This is a genomic window from Lachnospira hominis (ex Liu et al. 2021) (genome assembly GCF_014287955.1).
GTDB lineage: Bacteria > Bacillota > Clostridia > Lachnospirales > Lachnospiraceae > Lachnospira > Lachnospira hominis.
On sequence record NZ_JACOPD010000009.1, the window covers coordinates 94,919 to 121,724 of the forward strand.

23 protein-coding genes and 1 tRNA gene are annotated in these 26,806 nt (G+C 37.1%); 22 read left to right on the forward strand and 2 right to left on the reverse strand.

What is annotated here, in order from left to right; genetic code table 11:
* Window positions 1-6: 6 nt before the first annotated feature.
* Window positions 7-1,167 carry a CgeB family protein gene (locus H8S01_RS11970; RefSeq protein WP_186837320.1) on the forward strand — a complete coding sequence of 387 codons (1,161 nt, stop codon included), beginning with the start codon at window positions 7-9 and terminating at the stop codon, window positions 1,165-1,167.
* Window positions 1,168-1,210: 43 nt separating this feature from the next.
* On the opposite strand, the gene H8S01_RS11975 is transcribed toward H8S01_RS11970, so the two are convergent.
* Window positions 1,211-2,650: a serine hydrolase domain-containing protein gene (locus H8S01_RS11975; protein ID WP_186837321.1), complete on the reverse strand. Its 1,440-nt coding sequence runs from the start codon at window positions 2,648-2,650 to the stop codon at window positions 1,211-1,213.
* Between the two features lie 297 nt (window positions 2,651-2,947).
* On the opposite strand from H8S01_RS11975, the gene H8S01_RS11980 reads away from it, so the two are divergent.
* Window positions 2,948-4,117, forward strand: coding sequence for a cation diffusion facilitator family transporter (locus tag H8S01_RS11980; protein WP_021865299.1), 1,170 nt, complete (start codon window positions 2,948-2,950; stop codon window positions 4,115-4,117).
* Window position 4,118: 1 nt separating this feature from the next.
* The gene (locus H8S01_RS11985) at window positions 4,119-5,456 is read left to right on the forward strand and encodes a diguanylate cyclase domain-containing protein (RefSeq protein WP_186837322.1); all 1,338 of its coding nucleotides are present in this window, start codon (window positions 4,119-4,121) and stop codon (window positions 5,454-5,456) included.
* 29 nt (window positions 5,457-5,485) lie between these two features.
* On the opposite strand, the gene ymfI is transcribed toward H8S01_RS11985, so the two are convergent.
* Window positions 5,486-6,241, reverse strand: a complete 756-nt coding sequence (ymfI, locus tag H8S01_RS11990) for an elongation factor P 5-aminopentanone reductase (protein WP_186837333.1) — start codon at window positions 6,239-6,241, stop codon at window positions 5,486-5,488.
* A gap of 618 nt (window positions 6,242-6,859) precedes the next feature.
* Between ymfI and hpf the strand changes: the two genes are divergently transcribed.
* From hpf to H8S01_RS12085, 19 genes are all read left to right on the forward strand, one after another.
* Entirely contained in the window at window positions 6,860-7,390 is a 531-nt protein-coding gene (gene hpf / locus H8S01_RS11995) for a ribosome hibernation-promoting factor, HPF/YfiA family (RefSeq protein WP_021865296.1), read from the forward strand.
* A gap of 232 nt (window positions 7,391-7,622) precedes the next feature.
* Entirely contained in the window at window positions 7,623-10,190 is a 2,568-nt protein-coding gene (gene secA / locus H8S01_RS12000) for a preprotein translocase subunit SecA (protein WP_021865295.1), read from the forward strand.
* Window positions 10,191-10,209: 19 nt separating this feature from the next.
* Entirely contained in the window at window positions 10,210-11,328 is a 1,119-nt protein-coding gene (gene prfB, locus H8S01_RS12005; protein ID WP_186837323.1) for a peptide chain release factor 2, read from the forward strand.
* A gap of 41 nt (window positions 11,329-11,369) precedes the next feature.
* Window positions 11,370-11,831, forward strand: coding sequence for a chemotaxis protein CheW (locus H8S01_RS12010; protein ID WP_186837324.1), 462 nt, complete (start codon window positions 11,370-11,372; stop codon window positions 11,829-11,831).
* Between the two features lie 29 nt (window positions 11,832-11,860).
* Window positions 11,861-13,396 carry a 4-alpha-glucanotransferase gene (malQ, locus tag H8S01_RS12015; RefSeq protein WP_186837325.1) on the forward strand — a complete coding sequence of 512 codons (1,536 nt, stop codon included), beginning with the start codon at window positions 11,861-11,863 and terminating at the stop codon, window positions 13,394-13,396.
* Window positions 13,397-13,628: 232 nt separating this feature from the next.
* Window positions 13,629-14,069, forward strand: coding sequence for an ACT domain-containing protein (locus H8S01_RS12020; RefSeq protein ID WP_021865291.1), 441 nt, complete (start codon window positions 13,629-13,631; stop codon window positions 14,067-14,069).
* 41 nt (window positions 14,070-14,110) lie between these two features.
* A complete protein-coding gene (locus tag H8S01_RS12025) occupies window positions 14,111-15,331 on the forward strand; it encodes a homoserine dehydrogenase (RefSeq protein ID WP_021865290.1) in 1,221 nt (406 codons plus the stop codon).
* A gap of 81 nt (window positions 15,332-15,412) precedes the next feature.
* Complete coding sequence (locus tag H8S01_RS12030; RefSeq protein ID WP_186837326.1) at window positions 15,413-16,615, forward strand: cofactor-independent phosphoglycerate mutase; 1,203 nt, start codon at window positions 15,413-15,415, stop codon at window positions 16,613-16,615.
* Window positions 16,616-16,659: 44 nt separating this feature from the next.
* On the forward strand, window positions 16,660-17,982 hold the full coding sequence (locus H8S01_RS12035; protein WP_186837327.1) for an aspartate kinase: 1,323 nt from the start codon (window positions 16,660-16,662) through the stop codon (window positions 17,980-17,982).
* A gap of 232 nt (window positions 17,983-18,214) precedes the next feature.
* The gene (locus H8S01_RS12040) at window positions 18,215-20,515 is read left to right on the forward strand and encodes a Tex family protein (protein WP_186837328.1); all 2,301 of its coding nucleotides are present in this window, start codon (window positions 18,215-18,217) and stop codon (window positions 20,513-20,515) included.
* Window positions 20,516-20,605: 90 nt separating this feature from the next.
* Complete coding sequence (locus H8S01_RS12045; protein WP_021865286.1) at window positions 20,606-21,151, forward strand: YcxB family protein; 546 nt, start codon at window positions 20,606-20,608, stop codon at window positions 21,149-21,151.
* Window positions 21,152-21,156: 5 nt separating this feature from the next.
* A complete protein-coding gene (gene tsaE, locus H8S01_RS12050; RefSeq protein ID WP_021865285.1) occupies window positions 21,157-21,600 on the forward strand; it encodes a tRNA (adenosine(37)-N6)-threonylcarbamoyltransferase complex ATPase subunit type 1 TsaE in 444 nt (147 codons plus the stop codon).
* 1 nt (window position 21,601) lies between these two features.
* A complete protein-coding gene (tsaB, locus tag H8S01_RS12055) occupies window positions 21,602-22,312 on the forward strand; it encodes a tRNA (adenosine(37)-N6)-threonylcarbamoyltransferase complex dimerization subunit type 1 TsaB (RefSeq protein WP_021865284.1) in 711 nt (236 codons plus the stop codon).
* The gene (gene rimI, locus H8S01_RS12060) at window positions 22,312-22,767 is read left to right on the forward strand and encodes a ribosomal protein S18-alanine N-acetyltransferase (protein WP_021865283.1); all 456 of its coding nucleotides are present in this window, start codon (window positions 22,312-22,314) and stop codon (window positions 22,765-22,767) included. The genes tsaB and rimI overlap by 1 nt, the downstream gene beginning before the upstream one ends.
* Window positions 22,761-23,672, forward strand: a complete 912-nt coding sequence (locus H8S01_RS12065) for a ribonuclease Z (RefSeq protein ID WP_021865282.1) — start codon at window positions 22,761-22,763, stop codon at window positions 23,670-23,672. Before rimI ends, H8S01_RS12065 begins: the two co-directional genes overlap by 7 nt.
* A gap of 30 nt (window positions 23,673-23,702) precedes the next feature.
* A complete protein-coding gene (locus H8S01_RS12070; protein ID WP_186837329.1) occupies window positions 23,703-24,290 on the forward strand; it encodes a DUF6715 family protein in 588 nt (195 codons plus the stop codon).
* A gap of 18 nt (window positions 24,291-24,308) precedes the next feature.
* A complete protein-coding gene (gene tsaD, locus H8S01_RS12075) occupies window positions 24,309-25,340 on the forward strand; it encodes a tRNA (adenosine(37)-N6)-threonylcarbamoyltransferase complex transferase subunit TsaD (protein ID WP_186837334.1) in 1,032 nt (343 codons plus the stop codon).
* Window positions 25,341-25,413: 73 nt separating this feature from the next.
* Window positions 25,414-26,148 carry a 2-C-methyl-D-erythritol 4-phosphate cytidylyltransferase gene (ispD, locus tag H8S01_RS12080; protein WP_186837330.1) on the forward strand — a complete coding sequence of 245 codons (735 nt, stop codon included), beginning with the start codon at window positions 25,414-25,416 and terminating at the stop codon, window positions 26,146-26,148.
* Between the two features lie 202 nt (window positions 26,149-26,350).
* A tRNA-Ser gene (locus H8S01_RS12085) sits at window positions 26,351-26,436 on the forward strand.
* Window positions 26,437-26,806: the final 370 nt, after the last annotated feature.

Here is a 26,806-nt window from a genome sequence, read left to right on the forward strand (position 1 = left end):
TAAAAAGTGAGATTCTTATTGTACAAATGGAAAGTATTTAATCAGGAAGACATAAAGGCAGCATTAGAACGTGCAGGGCATGAAGTGCACGTATTTAATGCTGTCGATTTTGTGCGTGAAAAACAGGAAGAAATAGAAAATATGCTTGCTGAAAAATTTGCTGGATATGACATTGTATTTTCGGTAAATTATTTTCAGGAAGTTTCGGGTGCCTGCATGAAAGCAGGGAAAAAGTATATTTCATGGACTGTAGACAGTCCGATGCTTACGATGTATCACGATTCTGTATACAATCCGTGCAATTACATATTTATATTTGACAAGTTTAATTATATGCAATTTAAGGCAATGGAGCTTAATCACGTATATTATCTCCCGCTTGCAGTGGATTCGGAAAGACTTGAGCATCTGCTTGAAAATACCAAACCGGACGAGAAGGAAAAATTCAGCTCCGATATTTCATTTGTCGGAGGATTGTATGACAAGAATTCGTATGATGATATTTATGAAAGCCTTCCACCTTATTTAAGAGGATATTTTGACTCGGCGTTTCGGGCACAGCTTGATATTTTCGGCGATAACATTTTTGACAGAATACTGACGCCAGATATTCTTGCAGAACTTTCTGAGTGTGTGGATTTCAGGCAGGATGAAAACAGCTTTTCCGATATAAAACTTATATTTACCAATACATTCCTGGGCTATAAAATGGCACAGACAGAAAGAATAGAGTGTCTTAATCTGCTTGCAAAGGCTGCAAAGGTTGACCTGTATACAGATGACCCGGCAAAGGACAGGCTAAGAAATGTAATTATTCGTGGAACGGTCAGTTATTTTAATGATATGCCGAAAGTGTTTGCTGCAAGTAAAATCAATATGAATTTTACGATAAGAAATATTAGAAGCGGAATTCCGCTGCGTGTGTGGGACGTGCTTGGTGCGGGTGGATTTCTTCTGACTAATTTCCAGCCGGAATTTTTATCATTTTTTGAGAATGGAAAAGATATTGTATTTTATGACAGCCTTTCCGATATGCAGGCAAAAGCTCTTTATTATCTTGAGCATGAGGACGAAAGAAAGCAGATTGCCGAAAACGGACATAAAAAGGTAAAAGAATTACACACGTATGATATAAGAATAAAGCAGATGCTTGAATATGTATTATGAACGGGCTGACACACTTAGAAAGTGTGCAGCCCGTTTTTACAGTTTACATTGTTCTTCCGCTGAAAATACCATCATATTCGTTAAACAAATCTTCAACTGTTTTACGCATCATAACAGTTAGGTATGAATCCTTAAAAGACAGCCCGATATAAAGATTACCGACAGCACTGTCAATAATCTGTATTTTTATAAGAAGATAATCTTCCATACGCCATGCGGCTGATGCAGCATATTCAAGGTCATATCCAGGGAAAATGCCATATTCATTTGTACACATTCCGAAATCAATAACCTGGATGCCATCGTTGTTTTTTATAGAAAGATGGCCTGTGTGAGTTGTTTTATCTATGTTTAACTGTATGCTCTTAACACCGCATGCATTTTCATCACATATATAAATTTTATCTGTTATATCACACTCAAGGCTGCTTGTGCTGCTGCCGGTAATATTCATTACAGTGCGGCTTTCGCAGTATTTTATAAGTTCATCATGTGCTTTTTTATTTTCGGGAAGAGAATCACTGTCAATTGCAGAATAAATCTCATCCCAGAATGCATCATAGATAAGCTGTACACCGCCCTGACGCCCCTGTGCATCGGCAGTTGTAATCATAAAAATATCTTTATCAGGAACATATAATGCGAGTTGTCCTCCCATTCCAAATAAAACATAACCACCGTTTCTGGTGAGCCATATCTGGTATCCGTAACCCTGCATTTCTTCAAACGTGCCCTGTTTTCCATATGTATCGCTCTGGAGGCTTTTTGCAGCTTTGACATAGTCTTTTGGAAAATACTGCCTGCCGTTTAAAGCACCATCACCTTTTATAAGCATCATCATAAGAAGAATATCCCTTGAAGATGCACACATTCCGGAACCGCCCATCTCAATGCCTTGAGGGTCTGTAAGAATATGGGCATCTTTAGAAAAGCCAAGTTCGTCAAGCCCCTTGCTTCTCAGGTAATCAAGAATAGTCATTCCCGATAATTTCTCAACAAGTGCACCAAGTACATGTGTTGAAGAAGTATCATATGAAAAAACAGTTCCGGGAACATGAGTTGGTTTAGTTGTAAAAAATGAGCCGACCCAGTCTGTAACACCTGGATTTTTATAAGTAGTCTTTGTATGACATGTTTTCATCTTCAGCATGTCACGGATAGTGAGCATTGCTGTGTATTTGTAAGTTCCGCTTTCTGGCTGCTTTTCCGGAAAATAGTCAACAATTTTATCATCAAGTTTAAGTTTGCCCTCTTCTGCAAGACATCCTATTGCCATAGAAACAAAACTTTTGGTAATTGAAAACATGCGGTGAAGAGAATCTTTATTATATGGTGCATAATAAGTTTCAGCACATATTTTTCCATGACGCATAATAATTGCACTGTGAAGAGGAAGCTGCTGCTTCTCAAGCCGTGTCAGAAAATTTTTAACAGCATAAGAAGGTATGCCGGTGCTTTCAGGTGAAGCTGTTTCAAAAATCATAAAATCCTCCTTGTTTTGCGAAGCAAAATGCGACTGCCCCAAGCAGGAGCAGAGGATTTGGCCTCCTTGTTTTGCGAAGCAAAATGCGACTGCCCCAAGCAGGAGCAGAGGATTTGGCCTCCTTGTTTTGCGAAGCAAAATGCGACTGCCCTATGCAGGAGCAGAGGATTTGGCCTCCTTGTTTTTATTCATAATTATAATTCATACACCACAAAACGTCAAAAAATACTTTTAATTTCTTCACGATTGATGTAACATTACATATTATACTATGAAAAAATACTTTGAGGTAGAGCTATGACAGAACTGTTGTTGAAAATATTTATAAAAAACAGCAATGATACCGACAATCCTGTTGTAAGGCAAAAATATGGCATGCTTTCAGGAATTGTAGGAATTACATGCAATATAATTTTATTTTTACTCAAATTTCTGGCAGGAATTATTACAGGTGCAGTATCAGTGGCAGCAGATGCGTTTAACAATCTGTCAGATGCAGGCTCATCAATTGTTACATTTATAGGATTTAAAGTTTCAGGAAAGCCCGCAGATACTGAGCATCCGTTTGGACATGGAAGAATAGAATACATATCGGGTCTTATAGTTGCGGCGGCAATTATAGTAATGGGTGTTGAACTTTTCAGAAGTTCTGTTGCACGGATATTTAATCCTGATGAGATGTATTTCAGCATCTTATCGGTAATAATACTTGTTGGTTCGATACTGATGAAAACATGGATGTTTTTATTTAACCGTTCACTTGGAAAAAGACTTGATTCGGCAGCTATGCTTGCAACGTCCACAGACAGTCTTTCAGACTGCGTTGCAACAGCTGTTGTTCTTTTATCACTTTTATTATGGAAAATTACAGGAATTAATATAGATGGTATTGCGGGAACAATAGTTGCCATATTTGTATTTGTTGCGGGCGTACAGGCAGCAAGAGATACTTTGCAGCCGCTTCTTGGGCAGCCGGCAGATGAGAAACTTGCACATAAAATTGAAGATACAGTCAAAGAAGATGAACATGTTATAGGTGTGCATGATCTGATTGTTCATGATTATGGTCCCGGAAGAAGATTCGCGTCACTTCATGCAGAACTTCCATACAACATGGATATGCTTGATGCACATGAGATTATAGATACAGCAGAAAAACGTGTGAAAAATAATCTGGGATGCGATATTTCAATACATCTTGACCCGGTTATAACTGATGATGAACAGATTAACGAATTGAGAAAAATAACAAATCAGATTATCAGTACAATAGATGCAAGGCTTTCAATGCATGATTTCAGGGTTATGAGAGGACCGATGATGAAAAAGCTGATGTTTGACGTGGTAGTTCCATATGATTTTGAAATCTCTGATGATGTTTTAAAGAAAAAAATCAACTCATATATAAAAATTTATGATGATAACTGTTATGCGGTTATAAATATTGATAGGGCGATGGTGCGTTAGTATGAAAAAAATTTGGGAATTTTTTGAAAATATGGATGAATGTATGTATGTAGCTGATATTGATACACATGAGCTTATATACATGAATAAAAAAGCATTAAATATATATGGATTTAAAAGTGTTGATGAAGTTGTCGGTAAAAAATGTTATGAAATTCTGCAAAACTCATCAAGTCCGTGCAAAATCTGTAACAATGAAGATTTATCAGTTGGACAGTTTAAGGAATGGCGTTATTTTAATCCGATTCTCAACAAACATTTTATTTTAAAAGATACAATTATCGAGGACGAAGGAAGAAGATGCCGTGCTGAGCTTGCACTTGATGTTACATTCGAGGAGCAGCAGAAAGGAATGGTTGACAACTACAGAGATCTTGAACTTGTCGTAAATAATGGCATACGTGTTGCATTTCAGGCAACATCACCTGATGAGGAAATTGATATTATACTTGAATATATGGGGAAAGCGTTAAATGCCGACCGTGTTTATATTGTTGAGAAAGACGAGAAAGACTTTGATAATAACACATATGAGTGGTGTGCAGACGGCGTGGAACCTGAAAAAGACAGTCTTCAGAATCTTGAGCCGGATATATGCAGAGGCTGGTATGATATGTTTGGCAAAGATAAGGACATTGTAATAGCTGATATTGATAAATTAAAGGTAGAAGAGGCCGATGTGTATGATATATTAAGCCGGCAGAATATCAAGGCACTTGTTGCCGTGCCTCTTTATACAGATGGAAAAATAAGTGGATTTTACGGTGTTGACAATCCTCCTCAAAAATATATGGAGTATGCACATAATATGCTTCAGATAGTAGGATATTTTATTTCTTCATGTATCAGGAGAAGAAATCTTTTAATGCAGCTTGAGAATATGAGTTATAAAGATGCACTTACAAAACTTGGCAACAGATTTCTTGTTGAAAAGTTTGTGAAACGTCTTGATAAGAATAAATGTATCGGTGCAGTCTACTGTGACATTACAGGACTTAAAAATGTTAATGACACACAAGGACATGAAGCGGGAGATAAACTGATTCTTCGTGCCAGTGATTGTTTAAAAAAAATATTTAGTGATTATGGAATATTCAGGATAGGAGGAGATGAATTTCTCGTATTATGTCCTGAAATTACAGAAGATGATTTATATAAAAAAACAGAGCAGTTAAAAGAATGTTCGAAGAAAAGCAATTCACTTATGGCAGTTGGTGCTGCGTGGAGAGAAAATTTCTATGAGGGTCTTGATAAGTTACTGACAGAATCAGAACATAATATGTATATAGATAAATCCGAATATTATCGTAAAGCGGGAATTGAGAGAAGAAAATTCTGAAAATAATGTGTGAATTACGACGGAGCCTGTTATATCCAGGCTCCGTCAAGTGTTATTATCTGTCCTGTAAGATAAGAAGGTGCATCAGCAAGCATAACAGCAAGCTTTCCGGCTTCGTCTGGTCTTCCCATTCTTCCTGCCGGGATTTCTTCAAAAAGACTGAGCTTGTCTTCGTCACTTAAAAAGGAGTTCATATCAGTATCTATTGCTCCACATGCAATTGCATTTACGCAGATTCCGCTTGGGGCAAGTTCTTTTGCAAGTGCTTTTGTGAGAGAATTGACAGCACCTTTTGTTGCAGAATATGCGGCTTCACAGCTTGCACCTGCATTTCCCCATACAGAAGAAATATTAATGATTCTTCCTGATTTTGCATTAATCATGTCCGGGATTGCAAAATGGCAGCAGTTATATACAGAACCGACATTTACATTCATGATTCTGTCCCATTCGTCTCTTGTCATATCCTGAAACAGTCCGATAATAGAAATACCGGCATTATTAACAAGAATGTCAACATTACCAAAATGCCGGTGAACCTCATCAAACATTTCCATAGCAGTGTTATAGTCACTTATGTCGCCAGTGAAGCTTTCGCAGCATACACCCAAATCTCTTATTTGTTTCTTTACATTTTCAAGCAATTCACTGTTTTTTGCACAATTAACAAAAATATTATATTCTTCATGATCATTTTTAGAAGCACTTTTTTCAGCAAAAGCAAGTGCAACAGCCCTGCCAATTCCTCTTGATGCCCCTGTTATAACAACAGTCTGTTTCATAATCCACATTCTCCGTAAAATATTTATTTTCTGAATATTAGAATAAACTGCAAAACTATTTTTTACAAGCAGATATTAAGTCAATCAGAAATATTTTATAAAAAATGTAGGCATAAGCATATTGACAAAATCAATCTTGTGCATCATGACGAAAAAATAATACAAATTAAAAAAATGATAAAAATCTATTGACATCATTCTACAAAATATACAGAAGTTATCCACACTGAATAACCCTCATTTTATCCAAATTTTAAGTTATGCACCAAGTTATGCACATTATCCACAAAAAATATACACAATCCACATTGTGGATTATGTTGGTAACAGGAGAATAAATGTTTTGTTAATAAATCATAAATCGTGTTTTTGGACAAAAAAATAGCCGTATTTTGCTTGACAAAAATAATGATTGTCTAGTAGTGGCTTGAAATGGAATGTTGAACAATTAATAAATGAAAAAAGTATAAATTGCAAGAATTTACTTGCTAATATCTGAAATTATGTTATAATAATCACATCAGATGAGGAACGGCTAATAATATTGAAGATAAGGATATAAGGTGACAGATTAATGTGCCGTCGTATCTTGATAATCTATTAATAAAGGAGTTGGACATCATGCGTTTTATTATAACTGGAAGGAATATCGATGTAACAGAGGGTTTGAAATCAGCAGTCGAGGAGAAGCTTGGCAAGCTTGACAGATTCTTTGCTCCTGAAACAGAAGTTAATGTAACACTTAGCGTTGAGAAGGAAAGACAGAAGATTGAAGTTACTATACCGGTGAAAGGAAATATAATCCGTAGCGAGCAGGTCAGCAGTGATATGTATGTATCAATTGACCTCGTTGAAGAAGTTATTGAGCGTCAGCTGAAGAAATATAAGAACAAGATAGTTTCAAAGCAGCAGAATGCGGCAGCTTTTGCACAGGAATTTGTGGACAAGGATTACGATGATGAAGATGATGTAAAGATTATCAGAACTAAGAGATTTGGAATCAAGCCGATGGATCCTGAAGAAGCATGCGTACAGATGGAACTTCTCGGACATAATTTCTACGTATTCTTCAATTCAGAGACAGAAGAAGTCAACGTTGTTTACAAGAGAAAAGGCAATACATACGGATTGATAGAGCCTGAACTTGATTAATTAACATGACAATTTAATATGATTTAAGCTGGCCGGATGTTATGTTGCTGTACTATACAGAAAATATAACATCCGGCTTTTGAACTTTTACTAAAAAATTCGACAAAATTTTTAAAAACATAATTGAGATATGTCGCATATATAAGGCGTTCTACTTGCTTATATTATTATTTGGTGTTACAATTATGAATAATTTGAGTTTAATAATATTGCATTTTAAGGAGATTATGGAATGGGATTAATGCAGAAGCTGTTTGGTACACACAGCGAACATGAATTAAAACGAATATATCCAATTGTAGATAAGGTAGAAAGCTACCGTGATGCTATGGGTGCATTAAGCGATGAGCAGTTAAAAGGAAAGACAAAAGAGTTTAAGGAAAGGCTTGCAAAAGGCGAGACACTTGATGATATTCTTCCGGAAGCTTATGCTGTTGTCAGAGAGGCTGGTAAGAGAGTGCTTGGAATGGAGCATTACAGAGTCCAGATTATCGGTGGTATTATTCTTCATCAGGGACGTATAGCAGAGATGCGTACAGGTGAAGGTAAAACGCTTGTATCAACACTTCCGGCATATCTTAATGCTTTGACAGAAGAAGGCGTACTTGTTGTAACTGTAAATGATTATCTTGCAAAGCGTGATGCTGAGTGGATGGGTCAGATTCACAAGTTCCTTGGCCTCAGTGTTGGTATTGTTCTTCATGATATGAAAGATGATGAAAGAAGAGCAGCATATGCATGTGATATTACATATGTTACTAACAACGAATTAGGATTTGATTATCTTCGTGATAATATGGCTATTTACAAAGAACAGATAGTTCTTAGAGGGCTTAAATACTGTATTATCGATGAGGTCGATTCAGTTCTTATCGATGAAGCCAGAACACCGCTTATTATTTCAGGACAGAGCGGCAAGTCAACAAAGCTTTATGAATTGTGTGATGTACTTGCTCGTCAGCTTGTAAGAGGTGAGTATAAGGGCGAGATGACAAAGATGCAGGCTATCATGCAGGAAGAGATAGAAGAAGATGGTGATTTTATCGTCAATGAAAAAGATAAAGTTGTCAATCTTACAGAACAGGGTATTCATAAAGTTGAGCAGTTCTTCCATATAGATAATTATGCCGATCCTGAAAATCTTGAAATCCAGCATAATGTTACGCTTGCACTTCGTGCACATAATCTTATGTTCAGAGATAAGGATTACGTTGTCAAAGACGATGAGGTAATGATTGTAGATGAATTTACAGGACGTATTATGCCGGGACGCCGTTATTCAGATGGTCTTCATCAGGCAATTGAGGCAAAAGAGCATGTAAAAGTTAAGAGAGAAAGTAAGACACTTGCAACTATTACATTCCAGAATTTCTTTAATAAGTTTGAGAAAAAGGCAGGTATGACAGGTACTGCTCTCACAGAAGAAAAGGAATTCCGTGAAATTTATAACATGGACGTTGTTGAAGTTCCGACAAATAAGCCGGTTCAGAGAATTGATTATGATGATGCTGTATACAAGACAAAGAAAGGCAAGTTTAATGCAGTTGTGCAGTCTGTTATAGAATCACATGAAAAAGGGCAGCCTGTACTTGTAGGTACAATTACAATCGAGACATCAGAGCTTGTAAGTGAGATGTTAAGAAAGAAAGGAATACCTCATAATGTACTTAATGCCAAGTTCCATGAAAAGGAAGCTGAGATTGTAGCAGAGGCAGGTAAGCATGGTGCAGTTACAATTGCGACAAACATGGCTGGCCGTGGTACTGATATTAAACTTGATGATGAGGCAAGAGCAGCAGGCGGATTAAAGATTATTGGTACAGAAAGACATGAGAGCCGACGTATCGATAACCAGCTGCGTGGACGTGCCGGACGTCAGGGTGACCCGGGTGAATCAAGATTCTATATTTCACTTGAAGATGATCTTATGCGTTTGTTTGGACAGGAACGTCTTATGAATGTATTTAACAAGCTCGGTGTCGGTGAAGACGAACAGATTGAGCATAAGATGTTAAGTAATGCAATTGAGAGTGCACAGAAGAAGATAGAGACTAATAACTATGGTATAAGAAGCCATCTTCTTGAGTATGACCAGGTAATGAACGAACAGCGTGAAATCATCTATGCAGAAAGAAACAGAGTTCTCAATGGTGAGAGCATGCGTAATTCAGTTCTCAAGATGATTACAGATTTTGTTGAAAGTGTTGTAAACTGCTGTATCAATGATGATAAAGATGCAAAAGAGTGGGATTATAAAGAAATCAACGAACTTCTTCTTCCAACGATACCTCTTGCACCGGTTGAATACAATGATACAATAAAGAATAAAAATGAGCTTCTTCACAGTCTGAAAGAGCAGGCAGTAAAGTTTTATGAAGATAAAGAAGCATTATTTACAGAACCAGAACAGATAAGAGAGATTGAGCGTGTAGTTCTTCTTAAAGTTATCGACCGTAAGTGGATGGATCACATTGATGATATGGATCAGTTAAAGCAGGGTATCGGACTTCAGGCATATGGTCAGAAGGATCCTGTAATCCAGTACAAGATGATGGGATACGACATGTTTGATACCATGACACAGGGAATTACTGAAGATACAGTAAGACTTCTTATGCATATTCAGGTTGAACAGAAAGTTGAACGTGAACAGGTTGCCAAAGTAACAGGAACTAATAAGGATGATGGTCCATCTGTAAAAGGTCCTGTAAAACGAGTAGAAAAGAAGATATATCCGAATGATCCTTGTCCATGTGGAAGTGGAAAGAAATATAAAAACTGTTGCGGAAGACAGGCATAATCGGAAAAAAGGAGTAATTGTGGTAGAATTAGACCAGTTCAGATATAAGATTTCGGGATTTGAAAAGCCAATGGAACAGATAAAAAAGTCATTGGATTTAGAAAATAAAAAGAAAAGAATAGAAGAACTAGAAGCTGATATGGAGGCTCCTGGCTTTTGGGATAATACAGAAAAGTCACAGCATGCCATGAAAGAATTAAAAACGCTCAAAAGCTCATTTGAAAAATACAATGAGCTTGAGCAAGAGCTTGAGGATGCCAAAACACTCATAGAGATGGCAGATGAAGAAAATGATGCTTCTCTTATTCCGGAAGTTGAGAATGAAATTAATTCATTTGAAGAAAAACTTGAAAATTTAAGGATTGAAACACTTCTCTCAGGTGAGTATGACAAAGATAATGCTATCCTTACATTGCATGCAGGAGCAGGCGGAACAGAGGCCTGCGACTGGTGTCAGATGCTTTTCAGAATGTATACAAGATGGGCAGAGGCTAACGGATATACAACACAGACTCTTGATTATCTTGAAGGTGAGGAAGCCGGAATTAAGTCTGTTACAATAGAAGTTTCCGGAGATAATGCTTATGGACATTTAAAATCAGAGCATGGTGTACATAGACTTGTAAGAATTTCACCATTTAATGCGGCAGGAAAAAGACAGACATCGTTTGTATCATGTGATGTAATGCCTGATATTGATGAAGATGTTGATATTGAGATTAATGATGATGATTTAAGAATAGATACTTATCGTTCGAGCGGTGCCGGTGGACAGCATATTAACAAGACATCATCTGCAATCAGAATTACACATATTCCGACAGGAATAGTAGTTCAGTGTCAGAATGAACGTTCACAGCACCAGAATAAGGATAAAGCTATGCAGATGCTCAAAGCAAAGCTGTATCTTATGAAACAGCAGGAAAATGCTGAAAAAACATCAGATATCAGAGGTGATGTCAAGGATATTAATTTTGGTAATCAGATACGAAGCTACGTTTTGCAGCCATATACAATGGTAAAAGACCATAGAACAAACAAAGATATAGGCAATGCACAAAGCGTTCTTGACGGAAATATTAATCCTTTTATTAATGCATATCTTAATTGGGTTAATACAGGTAAAAAAGCAGATTAAAAATATAATGCATATACAAAAGCATGATAAGGAGGTATTTTATGTCAGATTACATTAAACCTGTAGTGTTTAAAGTCGGTAACGAAATGTATGGTGTAGACATTAATCTTGTACAGTCAATAGAACGAGAGATTCAGGTTGTTCCGGTTCCAAATTCAATGCCGTATATTAAAGGCATTGTAAATTTAAGGAGTGAGGTGATACCTGTATACAGTCTCAAAAAGAAATTTGGACTTGTTGATAATGGTGTGAGCGAAAATACAATTATTATTGATACAAAAAATGTTAAACTTGCACTTGAGGTTGATGAGGTAGTTGAGATAGGCGATATTGAACCTGAAAATATTGTTCCTATGCCGGAGATTGCTCTTAATGCACAGACACAATATATGCCTCGTGTTGCCAATGTTGATGGTAATCTTATAATTCTTCTTGACGTTACAGAACTTTTAAGTGAGGAAGAGGAAGCTGTTGTAAAGCAGATGGCGGAAGATATGAAGTAATCAGCTAATATCACAGGATGGTGATTAACATGGAAAATTCAGGTAAAATAGAAAGGTCAGCGGGAATACTTATGCATATAAGCAGCCTCCCGTCGCCATTTGGTATAGGAACATTCGGAAAAACAGCGTATGAATTTGTGGATTTTGTTGCACAGGCAAGACACAGATACTGGCAGGTGCTTCCGCTTGGACCAACTACATACGGAGACAGCCCATATCAGTCATATTCTGCTTTTGCAGGAAATCCATATTTTGTGGATCTTGAGATGTTGACTGATGACGGAATATTAGACAGAAATATATATGAAGATATAGACTGGGGCAGCGGCGATTATGTGGATTACGAAAAAGTCTACAATAACAGGTTCACTGTTTTGCATGAAGCATACAAAAATTATAGACAGAAACTCAGTGAAAGCCGTGTGAAACTTGCTGCCGGACTTCCGGAATATAAGAAGTTTGATAATTTTAATAAAACAAATGCATACTGGCTTGATGACTATGCACTTTTTATGGCTCTCAAATGGCATTTTAACCAGAAGTCATGGCAGGACTGGGATGAAGATATTAAATTCCGGACACAGAAGGGCATGCAGAAGTATAAAGAACTGCTTGCAGACGAAATCGGATTCTGGAAGTTTGTCCAGTATGAATTTGATAAACAATGGAAAAAACTCAAAGAATATGCCAATGAAAATAATGTAGATATAATAGGAGATATTCCTATTTATATGGGGCTTGATAGTTCAGATGTGTGGGCGGATGCAGGTGAATTTCTGCTGGATGAGAATCTTACGCCTGTTAAAGTTGCAGGGGTTCCGCCTGATGCTTTTTCTGAACTTGGACAGAAATGGGGAAATCCTCTTTACGACTGGAATAAGATGGAAGCTAACGGATTCAGGTGGTGGAGAGCCAGAATGGCACATTCTGCTGAATTATATGATGTTATAAGAATTGATCATTTTATAGGAATAGTAAAATATTATACAATTCCGGCTGATATGCCTGATGCAAGGCAAGGTTCATATGAGCAGGGACCGGGACAGAAACTTCTTGATGTTATCAATGAAGCTATCGGTGATAAAAAAATTATTGCAGAAGATCTAGGAGTATCACTTCCAGAGGTTGATGTGATTTTAAGAGAAAACAATTATCCTTCAATGAAAGTCCTTGAGTTTGCATTTGGCGGCGACAGAAAAAATCCGCATCTTCCATATAATTACAGTGATAACTGCGTAGTGTATGGCGGAACACATGACAATGAAACACTTATGGGATATTTTACCGAACACAATGAGTGGGAGCTTGGCTATGCTTTTGATTATCTTGATACAAGAGACAGGGCAAGGATGGTAGATAACGTATTCCGTGCAGCATATTCAAGTGTTGCATGTCTTGCAATATTTACAGTTCAGGATATTTTAAAGCTTGGAAATGAAGCACGAATGAATATGCCTTCAAGCTTTGGAAATAACTGGAAATGGAGAATGAGAGCAGGGTCACTTAATAATGACCGTCTTAATGAGATGAGATATCTGGCAAGTGTATTTGGAAGAGAATCATAATAATTAATATAAAGACACATAATCTGAGAATGCGGTATCCGGCTATACTGTACAATCAGATTATGTGTCTTTTTTTCTAAAAATCACATATAAGGTTGCATTGTTATAAATAATATGATAAGATTCTTTCTGTGAAAAACACATGTGTTTCACACACGAACAACAAAACACATGTGTCTTTTGTAGGAAGACATCCTGTGAATTATGACTGATGTCAGAAAGGTATGAGGATATGACTGAGGACAGTAAATATTACGTTGTCAAACAGAAGGCACTGCCGGAAGTTCTGCTCAAAGTTGCACAGGTCAACAAAATAATTGAGACAAAGAGAATGTCTATAGCTGAAGCTACTGAATCGGTTGGAATCAGCAGAAGTTCTTATTATAAATATAAAGACGATATTTTTCCTTTTAGAGATAATGTAAAAGGCAAGACAATAACATTTGTATTATCAATGGATGATGAGCCGGGAATTCTGTCGGTTGTATTAAAGACAATTGCAGAATATAAAGCTAATCTTCTTACTATACATCAGACAATACCTGTAAATGGTGTTGCCTCGCTGACGTTAAGTGTTGATATACTTCCGACAACGGGAGATTCAGCAAAGATGATAGAGCAGATAGAACAGCTTTCAGGTGTCAGATATTTGAAAATTTTAAGCAGAGAGTAATCGCACAAGATGAAATAAATAATGAGAAAGAGGAAATTAAGATGGCTAAAATTGCAGTTTTAGGTTATGGAACAGTTGGTTCCGGAGTAGTTGAAGTATTAGAGACAAACAAAGACTCTATTACAAAAAGAGCAGGAAGAGAAATTGAAGTAAAGAGTGTTCTCGATTTGAGAGATTTCCCGGGTGATCCGATTCAGGAAAAAATAGTACATGATGTGGACGTTATCATCAACGACCCTGAAATAGAAGTAGTTGTTGAAGTTATGGGCGGTGTTGAGCCGGCATTTACATTTGTAAAGAGAGCACTTGAGGCAGGAAAGAGCGTGTGTACATCAAACAAGGCACTCGTTGCTGCACATGGACCTGAACTTCTTGAGATGGCAAAGAAAAGAAATCTTAACTTTATGTTTGAGGCATCAGTTGGCGGCGGTATTCCTATTATAAGACCATTAAACCAGTCTCTTACAGCGGATGAGATTACAAAAATAACAGGAATTCTTAATGGAACAACAAACTATATCCTTACAAAGATGGATAAAGAAGGCAGTACATACGAAGAAACATTAAAAGAAGCACAGGAACTTGGTTATGCCGAGAGAAATCCTGAAGCTGACGTTGAAGGTTTTGATGCCTGCCGTAAAATTGCAATTCTTACATCGCTTGCATATGGCTCAACAGTAAAATTTGAAGAAATCCGTACAGAGGGAATTACAAAAATCACAACAAAAGATTTCAAGTATGCAGAAAAACTTGGCTATGTAGTAAAGCTTCTTGCTACAAGCTGCAAAGAAAATGACAAAGTATATGCTATAACAGCACCATTTATGATTAATTCAACACATCCGTTATACAATGTAAATGATGTGTTAAACGGAATATATATTCATGGTAATGTTATCGGCAATGTAATGTTTTTTGGTGCCGGAGCAGGAAAACTTCCTACGGCAAGTGCTGTTGTAGCTGACGTTGTAGACTGTGTAAAGCATAAAGGCAAGAATGTCATGACAGTATGGAGCGTAGAGAAACTTGAACTTGGTGATGCAGATGATGAAGTAAGAAAGTTCTTCGTCAGAGTAAAAGGTAATGTCTCAGATTTATCAGCAGTAAATGCAGCATTTGGAAATGTGCAGACTGTTACTGTAGATGGAATAGACGGAGAGTTTGGATTTATTACAGAGCCTATGTCAGAAAGAGCATTTGCTGAAGCAGCAAAAAAGATAGATATGATTCATAGAATAAGAATCGATGAGACTACAATTTAATTGTCGGCCTGATTAACTGTAATTTATGGTTTATATAAAAATTATCGTCAGTGCATATACTTGCACGGGAAAGGAAGAAAAATGAAATATTTAATTATTCTTGGCGATGGAATGGCAGATAAGGATATTCCTGAACTTGGAGGAAAAACACCGCTTGAGTATGCGGATACACCGACAATGGATAAGTATTCAAAGATGTCAGAGATAGGAATGGTACATACAATACCTGATGGAATGGCACCGGGAAGCGATACAGCTAATTTATCAGTTCTTGGCTATAATCCAAGGGATTATTACACAGGACGTTCACCACTTGAAGCATTAAGCATCGGTGTTGACATGAAGACAACAGATGTTGCGTTAAGATGTAATATAGTTACAGTTTCAACAGATGAGCTTCCATATGAAGAAAAGACAATTATTGACCACAGCTCAAGCGAAATTTCAACAGAAGATGCGGCTGTTCTTCTTGAGGCAGTAAGAAAAGAGCTTGAAAATGATATATACAAGTTTTATGTGGGAACAAGTTACAGACATCTTACAATATGGGATAAAGGCGAAGTTGTAGACCTTACTCCTCCGCATGATGTACTTGGACAGAAAATAGGACAGTATCTTCCAAAAGATGATAAATTAAGAGAGATGATGAAGAAAAGCTATGATATTTTAAGCAATCATCCAATTAATGTTGAGAGAATGAAAAGTGGACTTAATCCTGCTAATTCGCTCTGGTTCTGGGGTGCGGGCACAAGACCGATGCTCACATCATTTGAAGAAAAGACAGGTCATAAAGGTGCGATGATTTCCGCTGTAGATCTTCTTAAAGGAATTGCAGTCGGTGCCGGCATGAAAGTTATAGAAGTAGAGGGGGCAAACGGCGGTCTTGATACTAATTATGAGGGCAAGGCTGACGCGGCAGTTGATGTGCTTTTAAACGGAGGATGTGATTTTGCATATATTCATCTTGAGGCACCTGACGAAATGGGTCATCAGGGAAGTTATGAACGCAAAGTAAAAGCAATTGAAAACCTTGATAAGAGAATCATAAAACGTGTTGTAGAAAAGATGGAAGCGGCAGGAGAAGATTTCAGGATGTTAGTTCTTCCGGATCATCCTACACCGGTGGCTATAAGAACACATGTCTCTGACCCTGTTCCATATATGTTATATGACAGCACAGACAAAAAGAATAATACATGGTCATATAATGAAAAAGATGGCGAGGCAAGTGGAAATTATATTGCTGAGGGTCATACAATAATAAACAGATTGTTTGAAAAATAGTTGCATAAGAAAAATAAAAAGAAGATGGAAAGGTAATAATAACAATGATTAAAGTTGTAAAATTTGGCGGAAGCTCACTCGCCAGTGCAGAACAGTTTAAAAAAGTCGGTAACATAATAAGAGAAGAGGAGAGCAGAAAGTATGTTGTCCCTTCAGCTCCGGGAAAGCGTTTTTCTGAGGATACAAAAGTTACAGATATGCTTTATAAATGTTATGCAGAAGCAGAAGAAGGAAAAAATTTCGATAAACAGTTAAAAGCAATCAAAGAGCGTTACAATGAGATTATAAAGGGTCTTGGACTCAAACTTTCATTAGAAGAACAGTTCGAGACAATCAAGAAAAACTTTGAAGCAAAAGCAGGAAAAGATTATGCTGCTTCAAGAGGAGAATACCTTAATGGTATTATAATGGCAAATTATCTTGGATATCAGTTTATTGATGCTGCAAATGTAATCTGTTTTGATGAAAATGGAGAATTCGATTCAGAAAAGACTAATGAAGTATGTTCAGAAAAGCTTGCTGCTACAGAAAATGCTGTAATTCCGGGATTTTATGGTGCAATGCCAAACGGAAAAGTTAAGACATTTTCAAGAGGTGGTTCTGATGTGACAGGTTCAATAGTTGCAAGAGCTATCAAAGCGGATGTGTACGAAAACTGGACAGATGTTTCGGGTTTCCTTGCAGCAGACCCAAGAATAGTAAAAAATCCAAAGCCAATCAAAGTTATTACATACAGGGAACTTAGAGAATTGTCTTACATGGGTGCTTCCGTTCTTCATGAATCAGCAATTTTCCCGGTAAGAAAAGAAGGAATTCCGATTAATATCAGAAATACAAATGCACCACAAGATCCGGGTACAATGATTGTTGAGACAACATGTAACAGACCGGATTGTGTAATTACTGGTATTGCCGGTAAGAAGGGGTTCGTATCAATAAGCATCGACAAAGACATGATGAATTCAGAAATCGGATTTGGAAGAAAAGTTCTTCAGGTATTTGAAGATAATGGCATATCATTTGAACATATGCCATCAGGAATTGATACTATGACAGTATTTGTTCATCAGGATGAATTTGTTGAAAAAGAACAGAAAGTTCTTGCACAGCTTCATCGTGCAGTAAATCCTGATTCGATAGAACTTGAATCAGATCTTGCACTTATCGCTGTTGTAGGACGAGGAATGAAGAATAATTCAGGTATTGCTGCTAATATTTTCTCAGCACTTGCAAAGGCAAAGATTAACATTAAGATGATTGATCAGGGCTCAAGCGAGCTTAATATCATTATTGGTGTACGCAATCGCTATTTTGAAGATGCAATCAAGACAATTTACAGCGTATTTGTACCGGAAGAAGAGCAGTAAAACAAATCGAAAAATTAAATTTTATCCCGACAGGAAAGCAATGGTGGCATTTGTTATCAGATGTTTTCCTGCCGGGATATTTTTGTGAAAATATTTAATGGAAAGTTATATACAATAAAAATAATAAAAAAACAAAAAATAAATACAGCTTGCTAAACTTCGTTTAGAATGGTAAAATAAAAAAGAAAACATAACATAAAAATGACAATGTTTAAGGAGTAATATTCAGAGAATGGAAATCACAAAGAAAATAGCAGAAGAGTTAAGCGTTAAGCCGTCACAGGTTGAAGCGGCAGTAAAGTTGATAGATGAAGGATGTACGATTCCTTTCATAGCCAGATACCGTAAGGAAGTTACAGGTTCACTTAATGATGAACAGCTTCGTAACCTTGATGACAGACTCAAATACCTTCGCAATCTTGAGGATAGAAAAGCACAGGTAATAGCAAGCATAGAAGAACAGGGTAAACTTACAGAAGAGTTAAAGGCACAGATTACAGATGCACAGACAATGGTGCTTGTGGAAGATTTATACAGACCGTACAAGCAGAAAAGAAGAACTCGTGCAACGATTGCAAAAGAGAAGGGGCTTGAGCCTCTTGCACAGTTCATACTTGCACAGAATACAGACAAGCCTGTTGAAGATGAAGCACAGAAGTATATAAGCAGCGAGGAAGGCAAAGAAGTTGAGGATGCAGCGGCAGCGATACAGGGAGCACTTGATATAATTGCAGAACAGATTTCAGATGTCGCTGATTACAGAACATATATAAGAGATATAACTTTCAAGGAAGGAAAGATAGTTTCTGTTGCCAAAGATGCTGATGCAGAGTCTGTATATGAGAATTATTATGATTACAGTGAAGCACTTTCAACAATTCCGGGACACAGAATACTTGCATTAAACAGAGGTGAGGCAGAAAAGTTCCTTGCTATAAAAATAGAGGCACCTGTTGACAGAATTTTAAGGTATCTGGAGACAAAGACGCTTACATCAGATAATGAATATACAACACCATTAATCAAAGAAGTTGTAAGCGATGCATATGACAGGCTTATTGCACCTGCCATAGAAAGAGAGATAAGAAGTACACTCACGGATACGGCACAGGACGGAGCTATAAGGGTATTTGGTAAGAATCTTGAACAGCTTCTCTTACAGCCTCCAATTGCCGGTAAAGTTGTACTTGGCTGGGATCCTGCATTCAGAACCGGATGCAAACTTGCAGTTGTCGATGCTACAGGAAAGGTTCTTGATACAAAAGTTATATATCCTACAGAGCCACACAATAAAGTTGAACAGTCAAAGCAGGAAGTTAAGAAACTTATAGATAAGTATAATATAACGCTCATTTCATGCGGTAATGGAACTGCATCAAGAGAGTCAGAAAAAATCATAGCAGATATGATTAAAGAGTACGATTTGAAAAATGTAGATTATGTAATAACAAATGAAGCAGGTGCATCAGTGTACTCTGCAAGCAAACTTGCGACAGAAGAATTTCCTGATTTTGATGTGGCACAAAGAAGTGCGGTGTCAATAGCAAGACGAGTTCAGGATCCGCTTGCTGAACTTGTAAAGATAGATCCGAAGTCAATCGGTGTTGGACAGTATCAGCATGATATGAACCAGAAAAAGCTGAGCGAAACACTTACAGGTGTGGTTGAAGACAGCGTTAATAAAGTAGGCGTTGATTTAAATACAGCATCTGCATCACTTCTTGAATATATTTCGGGAATATCAAAAGCTGTTGCAAAAAATATTGTGGATTACAGAGAAACTAACGGAAGATTTACTAACAGAAAACAGCTTTTAAAAGTTGCAAAATTAGGACCTAAGGCATTTGAACAGTGTGCAGGTTTCATGCGTATAAGCGGAGGTGATAATCCGCTTGATGCCACAAGTGTACATCCGGAAAGTTATGATGCTGCAGCAAAACTTCTTGAGATATTAGGATATAATATTAACTCTATAAGTTCAGGTGAGTTAATAGGACTTGGTAAAAAAATAAGTAATCTCCACGAAATGGCAGAAAAAGTCGGCATTGGTGAGATAACACTTGAAGATATAGTAAAAGAACTGGAGAAACCTGGAAGAGACCCAAGAGAAGAGATGCCAAAACCAATACTCAGAAAAGATGTCCTTGATATGAAAGATTTAAAACCGGGAATGATTCTTAAAGGAACAGTAAGAAATGTAATAGATTTTGGTGCTTTTGTGGATATCGGTGTACATCAGGACGGACTTGTTCATATTTCACAGATGTGTGTTGACAGAAGAGTTGAGCATCCGCTTGATGTTGTGAGTGTCGGAGATGTTGTAGATGTACGTGTTATAGAAGCTGACCCAGCAAAGAACAGGGTTTCACTATCAATGATTCTCGACGAAAAAGAGGCTGCTAACCGTAAAATGTCAGCGAATAAAGGCGACAGAAAAAATGATGCTTCAAAGAGAGATAACAGAAAGCAGGGACAGCATAAGAAAAAAGACAATGGACTTAATCTTAGTTCATTATCAAGATTTATGAGATAATTGTGCGGACAGCGAAACAAAGCCAATGTCTGCAAGAGACATTGGCGGCGTTTGATAAATATAGTTAATAATACAAACTGGAGTATTGAAATGGGTGAACAAGAACAGAGAGTAGAATTTGAAACACGAATAGGTGCAAAAGAACTGATGGATTTTAAAATATACCATAATTATCACAGCGTGAGTGGTATTGCATCACTGCTTTTTGGCATAATAGCATTGGTGATATGCATAGTTTCAATTAACAGAGTGAATATATCATATACACTTATGATGGGATTTTTTGGACTTTTCTTTACAGTGTACACACCGATTGGCATGAAGAGAAAAGTTAATAAACAGATAAAAACAGTTCCTGCATTTGCAGAGCCTGTAAAATATGTCATAACACCTGAAAAGATAACTCTCAGTCAGGGCGAAGTATCAGAAGAACTTTTATGGGATGATATATTTACGATAAAATGCACAGGAAAGAGCATGATTTTATATATAACATCAGTGAGGGCTAATATAATACCTCTTGAATGCCTTGACAGACAACAGGCAGAAAACTTTATAAAAATAGCAAGAGAGAAACTCAAGCCGTTTCAGGTTAAGTTAAATGATGCATCAGTAATAAACAAGTGCGGACGGTGACAGATATGGTAAATGTGATAGAAACATTTGATGCAAAAGAAACATTTGCATTAGGGGAAAAGATAGGAAAAGAAGTACAACCAGGAGATATATTCTGTCTTGAAGGTGACCTTGGCGTTGGGAAGACAGTATTTACACAGGGGTTTGCAAAAGGGATTGGCATAACAGAACCTGTTAACAGCCCTACATTTACAATAGTTCAGGAGTACAAAGAAGGAAGAATTCCCTTATATCATTTCGATTTATACAGGATAGCAGATATTTCGGAACTTGATGAGATCGGTTACGAAGAATATTTTTATTCAGAAGGAACATGTCTTGTTGAGTGGGGAAATCTATATCCGGAGATATTCCCTGAAAATACCATAAAAATTGAAATAAGCAAAGACCTTTCAAAAGGTTTTGACTACAGAAGAGTAACGATAGAAAAGCAGCAAAAGGAGGATTAACATGAGGATACTTGCAATAGAAAGTTCTGCCGTGACAGCATCAGTTGCAATTCTTACAGATGATACACTTACGGCAGAGTATACTATCAACTATAAGAAAACTCATTCACAGACACTTCTTCCTATGATAGATGAGATATGTGATATGACAGACGTTAAGCCGGATGAATTTGATGTGGTTGCAGTGTCAACAGGCCCGGGTTCTTTTACTGGGTTAAGGATAGGCGTTGCAACAGGAAAGGGCATTGCACTTGCCACAGGTATCAAGATGGCAGCAGTTCCGACACTTGATGCAATGGCAATGAATATGTATGGCACTGGTAAGCTTATATGTGCTGTCATGGATGCTAGAAGGCAGCATCTCTACAACAATATATTTTTCTTTGATGAAAACAACAGACTCTGTAGATGCAGGGAACAGTCGCTTGATTCATATGATCAACTTGCTGCTGAATTAAATGGCCTTAACAGAGATGTAATATTTGTCGGTGATGGCATAAATGCCGCAAGAGAATATTTTGATAAATATTTAACATGTAAATATGAATATGCACCGGCACATATGACAACACAACGTGCCGGAAGTGTAGCTATGCTGGCAATGCAGATGGCAGCAGAAAATAAACTTGTTGATGCGGATGATGTAAAGCCCGATTATCTTCGCCCGTCACAGGCAGAGCGTGAATTTGCACAGAAAAAGGAGCCTAAGTAATGCTTAACATAAGAGCTATGGAAGAAAAAGATATTCCACAGGTCGAAGAGATAGAAAAAAAGATATTTTCACTGCCGTGGTCAGAGAAGTCATTTCATGATGCATGCAGTGATGAAAATAATATATATCTTGTCTGTGAAGATGAAGGCACAATTACCGGATACTGCGGATTATGGACGGTGTTTGGTGAGGGGAATATTACGAATATGGCAGTTCATCCTGATTACAGAAAAAAAGGTATCGGAATGATGCTTATGGAAGAGATGGAAAAACGTGGAATACAGAAAAAAGTAGATGTGTTTTTTCTGGAAGTGCGTGAAAGCAATGACGCAGCACGAAGATTATATGAAAAAATGAAATACAAACAAATAGGTATCCGCAAAAGATTTTATGAAAGACCGGTTGAGGATGCTATAGTAATGTCGAAAATGTATACGGAAGGAAATATATGTTAGATGTATGTTTGCTGGGAACCAGCGGAATGCTGCCATTGCCTGACAGATGGCTGACATCACTGATGACCAGATATAATGGAAGCAGTCTTTTGATAGATTGTGGGGAAGGAACACAGATTGCAATAAAAGAAAAAGGATGGAGTTTTAATCCGATAGATGTAATTTGTTTTACGCATTATCATGCTGACCATATAAGCGGACTTCCGGGGCTGCTTCTCACAATAGGAAATTCTGACAGGACAAAGCCTGTTACGCTTGTCGGGCCTAAAGGTCTGTCAAGAGTTGTTGGGGCACTGCGTGTGATAGCACCGGAACTTCCGTTTGAACTGAAATTTATAGAACTTACAAAACCGCAGGAACACATTTCAATAAATGGCTATGAGATAGAGGCATTTAAAGTTTCTCATACGGTTGCATGTTATGGGTATTCTATAAGTATTCCAAGAATAGGAAAGTTTGATGTAGAAAAAGCTAGAGAACTTATGATACCGCAGAAAGCGTGGAATAAGCTTCAGCATGGAAATACGGTTGAGATTGATGGAACTGTATATACACCGGATATGGTAATGGGAAAACCGAGAAAAGGTTTGAAAGTTACATATTGTACAGATACAAGACCGGTTACGGCTATTATAGAAAATGCAAAACATTCCGATTTATTTATATGTGAAGGAATGTATGGCGAAGAAGATAAAGACAGTAAAGCAAAAGAAAACAAACACATGACATTTTCAGAGGCGGCAGCACTTGCAAAAGATGCAGAAGTTGCAGAGATGTGGCTGACGCATTTCAGCCCGTCACTTGTAAGGCCGCAGGAGTATATACGTGGAATACAGAAAATATTTGAAAATGTCACAGCAGGTACAGATGGTAAAACGGTGGAACTTCAATTTGAAGAAGGGTAGCATTTAAAGATGCGGAAATGGAGGCGTGAGATGAAAAAATATGTAAAAACAATAATAATTGTAAGTGTTCTGGCACTAATGTGCATAGCCTATTTTTTCTATCTTTCAAACAGGAAATCGACAAAAGATGCAACTGATAAGTCAGTTTGGAATCAGGAAGTGGCAGCATTAACAACAAAAGATATTGATAAAAATTATCCTGAGTCTCCAAAAGAAGTTGTTAAATTGTATGCAAGAATAACAAAGGCATATTACAAGACATCTCTTACGGATGAACAGATAGAAGCACTTGGAACAAATGCAAGAAAATTATTTGATAATGAGTTAAAGTCAAAACAGACAGATAAAGAATTTCTGGATGCATTAAAGGCTGATATAGCGGATTATAATTCGGCAAAAAGATATATAGCTGATTATACAATGGATGGCAGCCAGGCAGTAAAATATACAACTATTGATAATAAAGAATATGCATCATTGGTAGTGCTTTATAATGTCCGTGAAGGAAGTAAACTTCACAAATCATATACCAGATTTGTATTAAGAAAAGATTCCGATGGAAAATGGAAAATATTATACTGGGAGCTTATTAACGGAAATAATAGCACACAGGAATAGAAAGGCATGGAAAGCAGTATGAAAGAACAGGAAGAAGTATTAATTCTTGCTATAGAAAGTTCATGTGATGAGACAGCGGCAGCTGTTGTAAAAAACGGAAGAACTGTTTTGTCAAATATAATAAATTCACAGATAGATATTCATACATTATATGGCGGTGTAGTACCGGAGATAGCATCAAGAAAACATATAGAAAATATTAATCCTGTAATAAACATGGCGTTAAAAGAGGCGAACGTAACATTGGATGATATAACAGCTATAGCTGTTACATATGGTCCGGGGCTTGTAGGAGCGTTGCTTGTGGGTGTTGCGGAAGCAAAAGCTATTGCATTTGCAAAAAATAAACCACTTGTGGGAGTACATCATATAGAAGGGCATATATCAGCCAATTATATAGAGCATCCTGAATTGGAACCTCCATTTGCTGCACTTGTTGTATCAGGAGGACATACACATCTTGTAATGGTCAATGATTATGGTGATTATGAAATTATTGGAAGAACGAGGGATGATGCGGCTGGGGAAGCGTTTGACAAGGTCGCAAGAGCTGTAGGACTCGGTTATCCGGGCGGACCAAAGATAGATAAATTGGCAAAAGAAGGTAATCCGCATGCAATTGAATTTCCAAGGGCACATGTAGAAGATTCACCATATGATTTTTCGTTTAGCGGAATAAAATCAGCTGTTCTCAATTATATAAACCAGTGTGAGATGAAAAATGAAGAGATAAATAAAGCTGACCTTGTAGCATCGTTTCAGAATGCTGTAGTGGACGCACTTGTATCAAGGGCAATGATGCTTGTAAAAGAAAGAAATATCGACAAGCTGGCAATTGCCGGCGGCGTTGCATCTAATTCAGCATTAAGAGAGGCACTTTCAAGTGCTTGTGAGGAAAATGGAATAAAATATTATTCACCATCTCCTAAGTTATGTACAGATAATGCGGCAATGATAGGAGCTGCCGGGTATTATGATTACATAAAAGGTGTAAGGCATGGCTTTGATCTTAATGCGGTTCCAAATCTCAAACTTGGTGAAAGAATATAAATTAATAAAAAATATAAAAAATGCCGGGCATATTATATTCTGCCCGGCAAAATTCAGACATGGAGAAAAATATATGGGCAGCAAAGAAAAAGCATTAACAGCGGCAATAATACTTGCCGGAGGCAAAGGCAGCCGAATGAAGTCAGAGATTCCAAAACAATATATGAAAATAAATGGACGACCGGTAATATATTATGCACTGGAAGCATTTTCTGAAAGCAGTGTTGACAAAATAGTTCTGGTTACAGGAAATGCATGTATTGATGGTATGGATGAAAAAACATATTGCATAGAAAGAATAATAAAACCGTACAAATTTGAAAAAGTAATAATAGTTACAGAAGGTGGAAAGGAACGCTATAATTCTGTATATAATGGGCTGGAGGCACTGAAAAAGCAGTGCAAGGTACCGGATTATGTTCTCATTCATGATGGAGCAAGAGCGTGTATTACAACTGATTTGATAGAAAAGTGCATATGCGAAGCCGAAAAATACAAGGCATGCGTGGCAGCAGTACCTGTCAAAGATACAATAAAAATATCTGATGAGAATGGATATGCCGTTAATACACCCGACAGAAATACATTGTGGCAGATACAGACACCACAATGTTTTGAATATGAACTTATAATGGATGCATATGAAAAAATGATTAAAGATTCAGCCAGAGGTAATATAACTGATGATGCAATGGTTGTTGAAAAATATACATCAGTCAGAGTGAAATTAACGCAATCATCATACAAAAATATAAAAATAACCACACCGGATGACATAATAATAGCCGAAAGTTTTATTAAAAAATAAATTAGAACTAAGTGAGATATAAAAAAGGATGGATGCCGGAGATAATAAGATACTTATAATGCAGAATTTATGCGGAATTGTGGGCGTGAAATAATAAGAAATAAAAAAGTTAAAAAAAATCAAATAAAAGTGTTGACAAAGTTAAAACAGAGTGATAATATAAACAAGTCGTCAGCGAGCGGCACAATTAAATAAGTATTATGGAGAGGTACCGAAGTGGTCATAACGGGGCGGTCTTGAAAACCGTTTGTCTTCACGGGCGCATGGGTTCGAATCCCATCCTCTCCGCTAAGAACCACTTATACGTAAGTGGTTCTTATCTTCTCTAAAGTGCAGGATGATGCATTTTGGGATTTGGATATCTTTAATGCAACAGGTTATAACAATCATGTTATTACATATATTACAATGGCAAGTTTAACAATGAGCTTATCTGGTCGATAGCCGGTTGAACAAATTTTGTAAAAAATAAAAAAACTTGTTGACAAACATTAAAATGAATGGTATTCTATTAAAGCTGTCGGCGTAAGCGACAGTAATGAACACTGATAACTGAACAGTAAAACAACCCTGAAAATTCTTTAAGAATTATTCAACGAACAGCATCTTAAACAGATGCATCCTTTAAAACAGTACATCATGAAAATGATGAACGGAT